Annotated in this window: 13 protein-coding genes, 1 pseudogene and 1 riboswitch; of the genes and pseudogenes, 11 read left to right on the forward strand and 3 right to left on the reverse strand. The window is 73.2% G+C overall.

Annotated features, from left to right (window positions below; translation table 11 throughout):
* The first annotated feature begins 132 nt into the window (after positions 1-132).
* Positions 133-264: riboswitch (FMN riboswitch) on the forward strand.
* An 81-nt stretch (positions 265-345) separates the two neighbouring features.
* The 5 genes and pseudogenes from HUN58_RS13155 (at position 346) to HUN58_RS13175 (ending at position 3,528) form a co-directional block, all read left to right on the forward strand.
* On the forward strand, positions 346-993 hold the full coding sequence (locus HUN58_RS13155; RefSeq protein WP_180224898.1) for a riboflavin synthase: 648 nt from the start codon (positions 346-348) through the stop codon (positions 991-993).
* Between the two features lie 56 nt (positions 994-1,049).
* Positions 1,050-1,697 (forward strand): annotated as a pseudogene (gene ribB / locus HUN58_RS13160) (3,4-dihydroxy-2-butanone-4-phosphate synthase); the annotation flags it as partial.
* Between the two features lie 50 nt (positions 1,698-1,747).
* A complete protein-coding gene (gene ribH, locus HUN58_RS13165; protein ID WP_114849743.1) occupies positions 1,748-2,230 on the forward strand; it encodes a 6,7-dimethyl-8-ribityllumazine synthase in 483 nt (160 codons plus the stop codon).
* Between the two features lie 93 nt (positions 2,231-2,323).
* Entirely contained in the window at positions 2,324-3,001 is a 678-nt protein-coding gene (locus tag HUN58_RS13170) for a TetR/AcrR family transcriptional regulator (RefSeq protein WP_180224899.1), read from the forward strand.
* Positions 2,998-3,528, forward strand: coding sequence for a hypothetical protein (locus HUN58_RS13175; protein ID WP_180224900.1), 531 nt, complete (start codon positions 2,998-3,000; stop codon positions 3,526-3,528). The genes HUN58_RS13170 and HUN58_RS13175 overlap by 4 nt, the downstream gene beginning before the upstream one ends.
* Positions 3,529-3,724: 196 nt before the next feature.
* Here HUN58_RS13175 and HUN58_RS13180 read toward each other — a convergent pair whose 3' ends face one another.
* Positions 3,725-3,895: a hypothetical protein gene (locus HUN58_RS13180; RefSeq protein WP_174777903.1), complete on the reverse strand. Its 171-nt coding sequence runs from the start codon at positions 3,893-3,895 to the stop codon at positions 3,725-3,727.
* 91 nt (positions 3,896-3,986) lie between these two features.
* Positions 3,987-4,541, reverse strand: coding sequence for a TetR/AcrR family transcriptional regulator (locus HUN58_RS13185; RefSeq protein ID WP_058742641.1), 555 nt, complete (start codon positions 4,539-4,541; stop codon positions 3,987-3,989).
* A 135-nt stretch (positions 4,542-4,676) separates the two neighbouring features.
* Between HUN58_RS13185 and HUN58_RS13190 the strand changes: the two genes are divergently transcribed.
* From HUN58_RS13190 to HUN58_RS13210, 5 genes are all read left to right on the forward strand, one after another.
* Positions 4,677-6,710, forward strand: coding sequence for an aldo/keto reductase (locus tag HUN58_RS13190; protein WP_180224901.1), 2,034 nt, complete (start codon positions 4,677-4,679; stop codon positions 6,708-6,710).
* A 32-nt stretch (positions 6,711-6,742) separates the two neighbouring features.
* A complete protein-coding gene (locus HUN58_RS13195; RefSeq protein WP_254631500.1) occupies positions 6,743-7,840 on the forward strand; it encodes a LacI family DNA-binding transcriptional regulator in 1,098 nt (365 codons plus the stop codon).
* 211 nt (positions 7,841-8,051) lie between these two features.
* Positions 8,052-9,575, forward strand: a complete 1,524-nt coding sequence (locus HUN58_RS13200) for an MFS transporter (protein ID WP_180224902.1) — start codon at positions 8,052-8,054, stop codon at positions 9,573-9,575.
* A gap of 290 nt (positions 9,576-9,865) precedes the next feature.
* Complete coding sequence (locus tag HUN58_RS13205; protein ID WP_058742644.1) at positions 9,866-10,375, forward strand: flavin reductase family protein; 510 nt, start codon at positions 9,866-9,868, stop codon at positions 10,373-10,375.
* Between the two features lie 43 nt (positions 10,376-10,418).
* Positions 10,419-11,033 (forward strand): superoxide dismutase, encoded by a 615-nt coding sequence (locus HUN58_RS13210; RefSeq protein ID WP_058742645.1) that lies wholly within the window; start codon positions 10,419-10,421, stop codon positions 11,031-11,033.
* 218 nt (positions 11,034-11,251) lie between these two features.
* On the opposite strand, the gene HUN58_RS13215 is transcribed toward HUN58_RS13210, so the two are convergent.
* Positions 11,252-11,824 carry a TetR/AcrR family transcriptional regulator gene (locus HUN58_RS13215; protein ID WP_144804396.1) on the reverse strand — a complete coding sequence of 191 codons (573 nt, stop codon included), beginning with the start codon at positions 11,822-11,824 and terminating at the stop codon, positions 11,252-11,254.
* Positions 11,825-11,992: 168 nt separating this feature from the next.
* On the opposite strand from HUN58_RS13215, the gene HUN58_RS13220 reads away from it, so the two are divergent.
* Positions 11,993-12,967: a carbohydrate kinase family protein gene (locus tag HUN58_RS13220; RefSeq protein ID WP_180224903.1), complete on the forward strand. Its 975-nt coding sequence runs from the start codon at positions 11,993-11,995 to the stop codon at positions 12,965-12,967.
* Positions 12,968-12,971: the final 4 nt, after the last annotated feature.

The raw sequence follows: 12,971 nt of genomic DNA on the forward strand, positions 1-12,971 counted from the left end.
GGATCCGGGGGCGTCTCGGTGACTCCGAGCCGTCTCGCGCCCGCGTTCTCCGGCCCACCCAGTCCCGCCACGTCACACCGCGCAACCGGCCGGACGTCGTGCCGGTGGGGTGGGGTATGGTTCGGGGTACGCAAGCGCTCCGGGGTCGGTGCAATTCCGAACCGGTGGTGACAGTCCACGAGCTGACGTCGGGTACGCCCGACCGAGGTTGACCCGGTGGGACTCCGGGACCGACGGTGAGAGTCCGGATGGGAGGAAGCGCTGGCGGGCAGGGCGATCCGTCGTCCCCTCCCGCCGATGCCGACGTCCGTCGAGCACACCCGGAGTCCCGTTGAGAGGACACCAGTGTTCACCGGCATCATCGAGGAACTCGGCACCGTCACCGCCGTCGAGCAGCACGGCGACTCCGTCGCGCTCACCGTCCGCGGACCGGTCGTGGTCGCGGACGCCCGGCACGGCGACTCCATCGCCACGAGCGGCGTCTGCCTGACCGTGGTCGAGCGGACCGACGACACCTTCACGGCCTTCGTCATGGCGCAGACCCTCGACATGAGCGCGCACGGCTCGCTCGCCGTGGGGGACCGCCTGAACCTCGAGCGCGCGGCCTCGGTCGGCGACCGGCTCGGCGGCCACATCGTGCAGGGGCACGTCGACGGCACCGCGACCGTCCTGTCGACGAACGACGGCGACGGGTGGCGGCGCGTGCGGTTCTCGCTCGCACCGGACCTCAGCCCGCTCGTCGTCGACAAGGGCTCGGTCGCGATCGACGGCGTCTCGCTCACCGTCAGCGCCGTCTCCGACGAGACCACCGACCCGGCGTCCGCCTGGTTCGAGGTCAGCCTGATCCCCGAGACGCTCACCGCGACGACCCTCGGGGAACGCGTCCCCGACGACCGCGTGAACATCGAGACCGACGTCCTCGCCCGCCACGTCCGGCGCATGCTCCGGCTCGACGCGGCGGTCGCCGCGGAACCCGCCCTGGAGGCACGGTGAGTGCCCTCGACGCCGCCCACGTCGTGCCCGTGCCCGTGGCCGACTCCGGCGCGCCCGTGGCGGGCTCCGGCCCGTCCGCGGCTGGTTCGGGCCCGTCCGCGACCCGGGGTCTCTCCTCGGTCGAGGACGCCGTCGCGGCCATCGCGGCGGGTCGGCCCGTGATCGTGGCGGACGACGAGCACCGCGAGAACGAAGGCGACGTCGTCCTCGCCGCGGAGCTCGCGACGCCGGAGTGGATCGCCTGGACCGTGGCGCACTCGTCCGGGTTCATCTGCGCGCCGGTCAGCGCGGACATCGCGGACGCGCTCGACCTGCCGCCGATGGTCGCGCACAACGAGGACGTCCGGGGCACCGCCTACACGGTCACCGTCGACGCCGCGGTCGGGGTCACGACCGGCATCAGCGCGCACGACCGCGCCAGGACGCTCCGGGTGCTCGCGGACCCGACGTCCGTGCGGGACGACCTGCACCGTCCGGGGCACGTCGTCCCGCTGCGCGCGCGACCAGGTGGGGTCCGGGAGCGCGCCGGGCACACCGAGGCCTCGATCGAGCTCGTCACCGCGGCAGGGCTCCGGCCCGCCGCGGCGATCTGCGAGATCGTCGGCGACGACGGCGAGATGATGCGGTTGCCGCAGCTCGTCGAACTCGGGGCACGCGAGGGCGTGCCCGTCATCACCATCGCCGCACTCGTCGACTGGCTCGACGCGGCCGACCGGGCAGCGACGGACGTCGCGTCCACCGAAGGGACCACACGATGAGCGGAGCAGGAGCCGCGGAGCGCGACCACGTCGACGGGACGGGCGTCCGGGTGGCGATCGTCGCCGGGCAGTGGCACGAGACGATCGCGGGCGGGTTGCTCGCCGGCGCCCAGCGCGAGGTGCAGCGGCTCGGCGCGACGGCGCAGGTCGTTCCCGTTCCGGGGAGCTTCGAACTGCCGGTCGTCGCGAAGGCGGCGCTCGAGTCCGGCTTCGACGCGGTCGTCGCCCTCGGGGTGATCATCCGCGGCGGGACCCCGCACTTCGAGTTCGTCTCGGACGCGGCGACGAGCGGCCTGACCCGGGTGGCGATCGACACCGGCAAGCCCGTCGGCTTCGGCGTGCTGACGCTCGAGGACGAACAGCAGGGCCTCGACCGCGCCGGCCTGCCCGGGTCGAAGGAGGACAAGGGAGCCGAGGCCGCGCACGCCGCGATCGCCACGGCTGTGTCCCTCCGGAGCCTGCGCCAGATGGCCGGCTGACCACCCGACCCACCCGACGAGCACTCCGCACACCTCGTGCGGGGTGCTCGTCGTCGTTGTGCCCGGGAGCGGTCCGGGGTGTAGGTTTTGAACATGTTCGAAAATGATGCGGTGCCGATGACGAAGCGCGACCGCACCCGCGCCAGGATCCGAGAGGTGGCGATCCGGTCCCTCCGCGAACACGGGTACGACGGCACGACCATGCGGGGGATCGCGGACGAGGCCGGGCTGTCGGTCGGCAACGCCTACTACCACTTCCCGACGAAGGACCACCTCGTCCAGGAGCTCTACGTCGAGGTGCAGCACGAGCACGTCGTCCGAGCCACTCCGGAGCTCGAGGGCGTCGAGGAGCTCGCCGACCGCGTGGGGGTCGTCGTGCGGACGGGCCTGGCGAACCTGCGGTCCTGGCACGGGATCGCGCCGCAGTTCCTGACGACCGCGATCGCGCCCGGGTCCCCGAACAACCCGATGTCGCCGGAGTCCGCGCCGGCGCGCGACGTCGTGCTCGGGCTCTTCCGTCAGGCCGTCGACGGTTCCCGTACGAAGCTCCCCGCGCCGCTCGGCGAGGACCTGCCGCGGGCCCTCTGGACCGCCTACCTGCTCGTCACGCTGTTCTGGGTGTACGACACCTCGCCCGACCAGCGTCGGACGGACCGGCTCGTCGACACGGCCCTCGGGGTGCTCCGCTTCGCCCTGCCGATGCTCCGCGTCCGGCCCTTCCGCCGCACGGTCACCGAGATCGTCGGCATCGTCGCCGGGCGGGACGCGTGACCGCCGGACCGCAGCGCGGCTGGACCGTCGCCGAGTCCGTCGAGCTCGAGGCCCGCGCGTACGGCTGGCTGGTCCTCGTGACGCTGCCGGCCGTCACCCTCGCTGCGATGCAGGTCGTCGTCCTCGGCCCCGGGAACGGAGGCCTCGACTGGTCGGTCCTGTGGTGGGCGGTCGCCGTCCCGCTCACCTCGGCGCTGCCGGCGCTCGGGGCGGCGATCGTCGTCCTGCCGGTGACGTACGGGGTCGGCCGGTGCCTGCGGCGGGTGGACTCGGACGCGGCACACGTCGGATGGACGGCCGTGACGGCCGGGCTCACCGCCGCGGTGATGATCGAGGTGATCGCGGGGGCGACCTCGTACACGGCCCCGTTCCGTGCCGACGCGCTCCTGTTCGGGCTGGTCTACGCGGTGCCGTTCGGCATCGCGGCCGCGGTCGCGGGTGCCCTTGCCCGGATCGGTCAGCTGCGCCGCGCCGCCGCCGTGGTCCCGGTCCCGGCCGTGGAGCCGTTGCCGACGCCGCTGGGGTAGGGGCGACGCCGCGTCGAACCAGGGAACCGACGTCGAACCAGCTGTGGGGGGTGGTTCGACGTCGGCTCCGTGGTTCGACGCCGGCCGTCGGGCGCAGCGCGACCGGCGGACGCGGAGCGCGACAGCCGGGCAGACGCAGGACGGCCCCGCACCGATCGGTGCGGGGCCGTCCTGACGAGCGCCGGGGGCGCGGAGGTCAGCGCTTGCCGAAGACGTGGATCGGCAGGTAGAACGAGAGCGACATGAGCAGCAGGCCACCCATGAAGACGAACGCCTGGCCGGACTGCACCTGGAACGCGAACCCGAACAGGTACATCGACACCAGCAGCAGCAGGATCGAGAAGAAAGCGGCGATGACGCGGCCCACGGTGGTACCTCCGGTTCGAGCGGGTGGATCCCGACCAGTCTATCCCCAGGTCGGCCGGGGCCGGTGCACGCCCCGACGACGGGGCGCCGGTTCACGCAGCGGGGCGGGTGGCGATGAGGCGGTCGACGACGGCGAGCAGCGTCTCCATGTCGACGGTGCCGCGGTTCGGCCGGACCTCGGAGCCGGTCACCGCGCCGAGGGAGGCCTGGTGGTACAGCCCGTCGCCGAGGAGCTTGACGGCCTGCGCGGTGGGCGCGTCGCCGAGCTCGTCGACGAGGGTCTCGAGCCATGCGTTCTCGGTGTCGTCGAGGGTCCGGCCGGCTTCCTCGTACCCGGCCTGCTGCAGCCGGCTGGCCGCCAGGAGGGCGAGGTCGAGCTCGCTGCCGACGAACAGGCAGTTCCGCACGAAGTAGCGCGCGGCGCCGTCCTCGGCCTCGCGCATCCGCTCGACGTCGATCGCCCCGAGGTCGGACAGCCGCTCGCACAGCCCCTCCACCAGGGCTGCCTTCGAGCCGAAGTGGTACAGCAGTCCACCCTTCGAGACGCCCGCCCGCGCGGCGACGGCGTCGAGGGTCGCCGGACGCTCGCCTTCCTCGCACACGATGGCGACGAAGCTGTCCAGGACACGGTCTCGGGCGCTTGCCATGCGCACGAGTCTAGGCAACCGCCCGCACGCCGACGAACGGCCGGTTCCGTGAACGTTCACGAACTCCTTGTCCACGCGCTCGGCGGTGGGTAGCGTCGCAGCGACCGCACGGCCCACCGCACGAACAGGAACCGCATGTCAGCGCAGACCGCGACCCCCTCGACCACGCCGTCCACGGGCGCCGACCGGCCCGGATGGGCGGTGCTCGGCCCCGGCAGCATCGCCCGCCGCTTCCTGTCGCAGCTGCCTGCGAGCACCGGCACGCTCGTGGCCGCCGGGAGCTCGTCTCCGGAGCGCGCGCAGGCCTTCGCCGACGAGGCCGCCGAGCACGGGTTCGCCGACGTCGCCGCGGTCGACCACGCCGGGGTGCTCGCGGACGACCGGGTCGACGCCGTCTACGTCTCGACGGTGCACACCGGCCACGCCGACCTCGTGCTCCGCGCCCTCGCCGCCGGCAAGGCCGTGCTCTGCGAGAAGCCGCTCGCCCCGAACCACGGCACCGCGATGGCGCTCGTCGACGCCGCACGCCAGGCGGGTCTGCCCCTCGTCGAGGCCTACATGTACCGCTTCCACCCGCAGACCGCGGCGCTCCTCGACCTCGTCCGACAGGGTGCGATCGGCGACGTCCTGCACGTGGACGCGTCCTTCGCGTTCCGCACGGGCGAGCGCAGCGGTCGACTGTACGACCCGGCGACGGCGGGCGGCGGCATCCTCGACGTCGGCGGGTACCCGGTCACGATGTCCGCCGCGATCGTCCAGGCGGCGACCGGTGTCGCCGTCGCCGAGCCGGTCGACCTGACGGCCACCGGGACCCTCGGCCCCACCGGGGTCGACGAGTGGACGGTCGCGCAGCTGACCTACCGCGGCGGCATCACGGCGAGCGTCCGGACCGGCGTGCACCTGCAGGACGACAACGCGGTGACCGTCCACGGCAGCCGCGGCCGCATCGTCCTCGCCGACCCGTGGACGCTGTCGGCCGACCCGACGATCACGGTCAGCACCGTCGACGAGGAGCCCCGCACCATCTCCTTCGCCGGCGAGCACCCCTACGCCCGCGAGGCCGACGCGACGACCGACGCCCTGCGCGCCGGAGCCGTCGAGGCATCGCAGATGACCCTGGACGAGACGCTCGCGACCGCCCGCACGCTCGACCGCTGGCGCGCCGCGATCGGCCTGCGCTACCCGTTCGAGGCGGAGACGGCCGACATCCCCACGGTGAGCGGTGCCCCCTTGCGCGTCCGCGACGACGCCCCGATGCGGTACGGCGAGGTCCCCGGCGTCGGCAAGCGCATGTCCCGGCTGGTCATGGGTGTCGACAACCAGCCCGACCTCGCTCACGCGAGCGCGCTCTTCGACATGTTCGTCGAGCAGGGCGGCAACGTCTTCGACACCGGCTACGTCTACGGCGGCGGCGTGCTCGAGGGTCGGCTCGGCAAGTGGATCGAGAACCGCGGCATCCGGGACGACGTGGTCGTCATCACCAAGGGCGCCCACACCCCGTACTGCGACCCGGAGTCGCTCACCCGGCAGCTGCTCGAGAGCCTCGAGCGCCAGGGCACGGACCACGCGGACGTCTACATGATGCACCGGGACAACGAGGACGTGCCGGTCGGGGAGTTCGTCGACGTGCTCGACGAGCACCGCCGCGCCGGTCGGATCCGGGTGTTCGGCGGCTCGAACTGGAGCACCGCCCGGTTCGACGAGGCGAACGAGTACGCCCGGGCGAACGGCAAGCACGGGTTCGAGGTCCTCAGCAACCACTTCGGTCTCGCCGAGGCGTACGACGTGCCGTGGGCCGGCTGCCGCCACGCGACCGACCCGGAGTCGAAGCGCTGGCTCGAGGAACGACAGGTCCCGCTCCTGCCGTGGTCGTCCCAGGCCCGCGGGTTCTTCACCGGCCGTGCCGCTCCCGGCGACACGAGCGACCCGGAGCTCGTGCGCTGCTACTACTCGGACGAGAACTTCGAGCGCCTCCGCCGCGCACGCGAGCTCGGCGCGCAGCACGGCGTGCCCGCGACCGCGATCGCCCTGGCGTACGTGCTGCACCAGCCGTTCCCGACCTTCCCGCTGTTCGGTCCGCGCACCATCGAGGAGGCCCGTTCGTCGATGACCGGACTGTCCGTCGAGCTGAGCCCCGAGCAGGTCGCCTGGCTGGACCTGCGCGCCTGACCGCGGCGCCCGGCCGACAGCACGACCCGAACGTGACCGACACCACGCCCCCCGGCGCGACCGACACCACCCACCCCGCGGACGAAGCAGCAGCGGACGGAGCAGCAGCAGACGAAGCAGCAGGCGCCGACGCGTCCGCGGGGCGGTCGGCCACCCGCGCCACGATCCACGACGTCGCCGCGGCTGCCGGGGTCTCTCGTCAGACCGTGACCCGTGCGATGAACGGCATGTACGGCATCAGCGCGGCGACGAAGGAGCGCGTCCTGGCCGCCGCGTCGGCCCTGCACTACCGGCCGTCGCGCTTCGGCCGCGGGCTCGTCACCGGCGGTGACCGTCAGCTCGGCCTCGTGGTGAACGACCTCCGGAACCCCTACTCGCCCGAGCTCGCGGCCGCGGTGCTCGGCCTGGCGGCGGCCCGCGGGTGGAACGTGATGCTCGCCGACGTCGGGCTCGCGGGGGACTCCGACCGCGCGGTGCAGGCCCTCGGGGCGCAGACCGACGTGGTGATCGGGTACCTCGGCATCCGCGCGCCCGAGTGGATCGAGCGGCTCGGCACGGTCCCCGTGGTCGAGCTCGACCCCGCCGGCGAGGTCCTCCGCGGCGCCGTCCGCATCGACCCGGCGTCGGCCGTCGAGGACCTCGCCGACCACCTGACGGCCACGGGGGTCCGGCACCCGGTGATCGTCGACGCCTCGCACACCGGCCGTCCGAGCAGTCGCGGGCTCCTCGTGCTCGACGCACTCCGGCGCCGTGGGCACCGCCCGGAGATCGCGATCGCCGAGGCGTCGACGTCCGAGCACGGAGCCGCGATGGCCGCGCGGGCGCTCGAACGGTTCCCCGCTGTCGACGCGGTGGTCGCGTTCAACGACGTGATGGCGCTCGGCGTCCTCGCCGCGTGCCGTCGGGCCGGTGTCGACGTGCCCGGACGCGTCCGTGTCGTCGGCGTCGACGGGCTCGCGGTCGGCACGCTCGTCGCCCCCACCCTGACCACCCTGGCGGTCGACCTCGGCGAGGTCGCGCGCGAAGCGCTCGACCTCGCCCTCGGCATGCTCGCGGGGGAGCTGCCGCGCTCCGGTACGTCGGTGCAGCGCACCGTGCGCCACCGCCTGCTGGTGCGCGAGTCCGCCTGAGCGACCCGCGTCCGCAGGGTGACCACGAGGCGGACGGGAGGCCCGTGGCGGCGCCGCCACGGGCCTCCCGTCCGCCGTTCGGTTGCATTTGCAACCAACACCGTCCAGACGGTACACTTACGGAGTCCTGACGAGGCGCGTGTCGACACCGCGCCCCGTCTCGTCTGCTCCGCCGTCGACCTGGTCCGGCTCGAACCCCCAGGGAGTCACCGTGTCCGCACTGCTCACCAGCCCCGTCGCCACCGCCGTCACCGGCAGCCGCGCCCGACGGTTCGCCGCGCTCGCCGTGCTGATGCTGCCCGTCCTGCTCATCTCGGTGGACAACACCGTCCTGAGCTTCGCGCTGCCGACGATCGCCCGCGCCCTCGACCCGAGCGCGACCACGCAGCTCTGGATCGTCGACGCCTACCCGCTCGTCCTCGCCGGTCTCCTCGTCGTCATGGGCAGCATCGGCGACCGGATCGGACGCCGCCGGATCCTCGTCGTCGGCGCGACCGGGTTCGCGCTGTTCTCCGTCGCCGCCGCGTTCGCGACCGAGGCCTGGATGCTCGTCGCGGCCCGCATCGCGATGGGCGTGTTCGGTGCCATGCTCATGCCGGCCACGCTCTCGATCATCCGCAACGTGTTCACCGTCGCGGGGGAGCGGCGGATGGCGCTCGCCGTCTGGTCGACGATGTTCGCCGCCGGCAACGCCCTCGGCCCGCTCGTCGGCGGTGTGCTCCTGGCGCACTTCCACTGGGGCAGCGTCTTCCTGGTCGCCGTCCCGATCCTCGTGCTCGTGCTCGTCGGCGTGCCGTTCTTCGTGCCGGAGTCCCGCGACCCCGCGCCGGGGCCCGTCGACGTCCCGAGCATGCTGCTCTCGCTCGGCACGCTCGCGCCGATCGCCTGGGCGATCAAGTCGGTCGTGCACCCCGAGGAGCGCGGCTTCGCGATCGCGATGCTCGCCGTCGGCGTGCTCTGCGGCATCGCGTTCGTCCGCCGGCAGCTCCGGTCGCGCACGCCCATGCTCGACCTCCGGCTGTTCCGGAGCACGGCCTTCAGCGGCAGCGTGCTCATGAACATGGCGGCGATGTTCTCGCTCACCGGCTTCCTGTTCTTCATCGCGCAGCACCTGCAGCTCGTCGCCGGGCTCGACCCGTTCGCCTCCGGGATGGTGCTCATCCCCGGGTCGGTGCTCACGATCGTCGCCGGACTCGTCGTCGTGCCGATCGTCGCCCGGGTGGCCCCGCGGTGGGTCGTCGCGGTGTCGCTGACGTTCTCGGCCGCGGCGTACGCGATGGTCTCGGTCCTCGGGCACCACGCGTCGGTGGTCGCCCTGGCGTTCGCGTTCGTGCTGCTCGGCATCGGGATCGGGGCGTCCGAGACGGTCACGAACGACCTCATCATCTCGACGGCGCCCGCGGACAAGGCCGGTGCGGCGTCGGCGGTGTCCGAGACGGCGTACGAGATCGGCGCGGTCCTCGGGACGGCCGTGCTCGGCACCATCCTCGCGACCGCCTACCGGGCGCACGTCGTGGTGCCCGGTGGCCTGAGCGGGTCGGCGCACACGGCGGCGCAGGAGACCCTCGGCGGCGCGGTGTCGGCGGCGCAGGGCCTCGGCGGCACGGCCGGGCAGGCGCTGCTCGAGAGCGCCCGGTCGGCGTTCGACTCCGGCGTGACGATCACGGCGGGCGTCGCCGCGGTGCTCATGCTCGTCGCCGCGGCCGCCTCGGTCGTCATGCTCAAGCGCGACTGACCCGACGGCGCGCGACCGGCGCGGGCGGTCCTGCGTGGTCCCGTGCTTGCTCGCGCACACTCTGTGGAGCAGAAGACGTCGGGTCGGTGACCGCCACCCGACGTCTTCTGCTCCATCGAAAGGCCCCGGGTAGGCTCCGGCGCGACCGAGCCCCCTCCGGCGCCTCCTCCGGCGCGCCCGGGATCGGACGAACCTGGGAATCGTTGACCTGAACCACGGTTGAAGTCCTACGTTGGGACGTGGCCGCGCAGCCGCGGCCCACCCCACCCCGGAGGAACCCCACGACTGCCATGCCCGACGAAGCCCCGGCCACGACCGCCGACGCGTACAAGGCCGCCTTCCGCGGACACCCCGCCGGTGTCGCGGTCATCACCGCCGAGGGACCCGACGGGCCCACCGGTCTCACCGCGTCGAGCGTCGCGAGCGTCGCGGTCGACCCGCCCGTCCTGGTGTTCTCGCTCTCCACGAAGTCCGGCTCCGCGGGGGTCGTGCTCGGCGCCGACGTCTTCGTCGTGCACCTCGTCGACTCGCTGAGCGTCGGACTCGCCAAGCGTTTCGCCGCGACCGGCAGCCCGGCGGCCGACGACCCGATGTGGGGCACCCTGCCCACGGGTGAGCGCTACCTGCCGGCCGCGGCCACCGCCCTGCGCTGCCGGCCTCGCTCGACGACCGAGATCGGTTCGTCCACCGTGGTCGTCGCCGAGGTCCTCGACATCGTCGTCGGCCGCGAGCACGGCGAGCCGCTGGTCTACCACAACCGGGAGTTCCACTCCCTCTCCGAACGTTCCCGGCTCTCCTGAGCCGCGGAGCACCGTCCGACAACCACGAACGAAAGGACCTCCGATGGCTGAGTACACCCTGCCCGACCTGCCGTACGACTACGCCGCCCTCGAGCCGCACATCAGCGGCAAGATCATGCAGCTGCACCACGACAAGCACCACCAGGCCTACGTGACCGGTGCCAACACCGCGCTGCAGCAGCTCGGCGAGGCTCGTGAGTCGGGCAACTTCGGTGCGATCAACAAGCTCGAGAAGGACCTCGCCTTCCACCTCGGCGGGCACGTCAACCATTCGATCTTCTGGACCAACCTCGGCCCGGACACGAAGGTCCCCGAGGGTGAGCTCGCCGCGGCGATCGACGAGTTCTTCGGCTCCTTCGAGCAGTTCCAGGCGCAGTTCGCTGCGGTCGCGAACGGCATCCAGGGCTCCGGCTGGTCCGTCCTCGCGTGGGACCAGGTCGGCCAGAAGCTGGTCACGTTCCAGCTCTTCGACCAGCAGGCCAACGTCCCGCTCGGCGTCGTCCCGATCTTCATGCTCGACATGTGGGAGCACGCCTTCTACCTCGACTACCTCAACGTCAAGGCGGACTACGTCAAGGCCGTGTGGAACATCGTCGACTGGGAGAACGTGGCGGCCCGCTTCGCGAACGCGAAGGCGCAGTCGTTCGTCACCCTGTGACGCGACGTCGGTCACCACGGTGACCGGCCCACGGACGGGAGGCGCGGTGCCAGCTGGCACCGCGCCTCCCGTCCGTCGTCTGGTCGCCGTGCGCAGTCTGGCGGTCGCGCGCGGTCGGGTGGCAGGCGTCGGCTGGTGGCCGCGGGTGGGCTGACCGGCACGCGTCTGCCGGCGGTTCATCGATCCTGTGTGACCTACCGGCGGGCGGACGGGCGCCGTCAGGCGGTGGCGAGGGAGCCGACGGACACCTCGAGCGCGATCGCCCGGAGTGCGCCGTCGACGTCCGTGCCGGCCGGGTCGACGAGGGCGCCCCACTGCACGCCACGTGCGGCACCGACGGCGGCGCGTGCCGTGCGCTCGGCGGTGTCCGGGCAGGCGCCGTGCGCGGTGCACCAGGCAGCGATCTCCGCGATCCGACGCCGGAACGATCGCCGTTCGCGATCCCGCCCGTCGATGGACTCCACGCAGCCGAGCTCGAACGTCAGCCGCGCGGCGAGTGCGCGTTCGGGGGAGTCCAGTCCGCCGAACACCGTGACGAGGTGCCGGCCCAGTGCGTCGGTGTCGCCCTCGGGATCGAGGACGAGATCGACCACGTCGGCCTCGAGGTGGTCGACCACCGCCTGGATCAGGGACTCCCGCGAGCCGAAGTGGTACACGATCGGGTACGCGCTCGTGCCGAGGACCCGGCCGAGGCTGCGGACGGAGACGTCCTCGAGCTTGGTGTCGAGCAGGTGCTGCGCGACCTTCTCGACGATCGCGGGCTTGAGCGTCGGGTCGGGCTTCCTGGGCATGGGATCTCCGGGGGTCGCGGTCGCGTGGTGGTCGGTCGACGCGCACGACGCAGCCGATCACCTGAAATGTTAGCCGATCACCATGACATCCCGCACCTGCGAGGATCGACATCTGCTCGCAGCTTCCCTGAAGTAGAGGAATGCTCGGGTCTGACTAGGATGGCGGACGTGTCATCGTCCTCCGAGCCCGTCGTGGTGCCCCCACGGCCCGCAGCCACCCGCGCCGGACGAGAGGTCACGGGTCGTCGTCGCGGCGTCGGGAAGCGCTTCCTGGTCGTCGGCGACGTGCTCGACGGGGTCCTCGTGCAGACGAGCGCCGAGGCGGTGGGGACGCACGACCCGGCGGCCGTCATCCAACACCGGTCGCTCGGCGCCGCGGGCAACACCGCCACCTGGCTCGGCTGGCTCGGGGCGGAGGTCGACCTCGTCGCCCGCGTCGGCGTCGACGACGTCCTCCGGCACGAGCGCTCCCTGGCGGACGCCGGCGTCCGGGCGCACGTGCGCTACGACGCGCGCGCCGCGACCGGGGCGATCGTCTCCGTACGTGACGGCCGCGGCCGGACCGCGATGACGGATCCCGCGGCGAGCGGTGACCTCGACGCGGCGGACGTGCCGGGCGACCTCGTCGCGCGCGCGGACATCGTGCACCTCACCGGGGCGGCGATGCTCGGTGGTGGTGGTGCCGAGCGGATCGCAGGGCTCGTCGCACGAGCGGGGTCCGCGGGTGCGCGGGTGTCGCTCGACCCGTCCGCCGAGGCCGTGGTCCGCTCCGTCGGCCCCGAGGCGTTCCTCGCCGCCCTGGACGGCGTCGACGTGCTCTTCCCGGACGAGGCCGAGGCCCGCGCGCTGACCGGCGCGGCGACCGCAGCCGAGGGCGCCCGCCGGCTCACCGAGGTCGTGCCGCTCGTCGTCGTGACGACCGGGCCCGACGGGGCGCTGCTCGGACGCCCGGGCCGGAGCCCGCAGCGGGTCCCGGCCACCCCGGCGACGGTCGTCGACACGCTCGGGGCCGGGGACGCCTTCGCCGCCGGGTTCCTGCGTGCGTGGGCGACCGACCCCGTGCGGGTCGGCGCCGCCGCGCGCGAGGGCACCCGGGTGGCGTCGCGTGCGCTGGGCTTCGTGGGCGGACGGCCGCCGGTCTGACCGC

The organism is Curtobacterium sp. Csp1 (genome assembly GCF_013347185.1).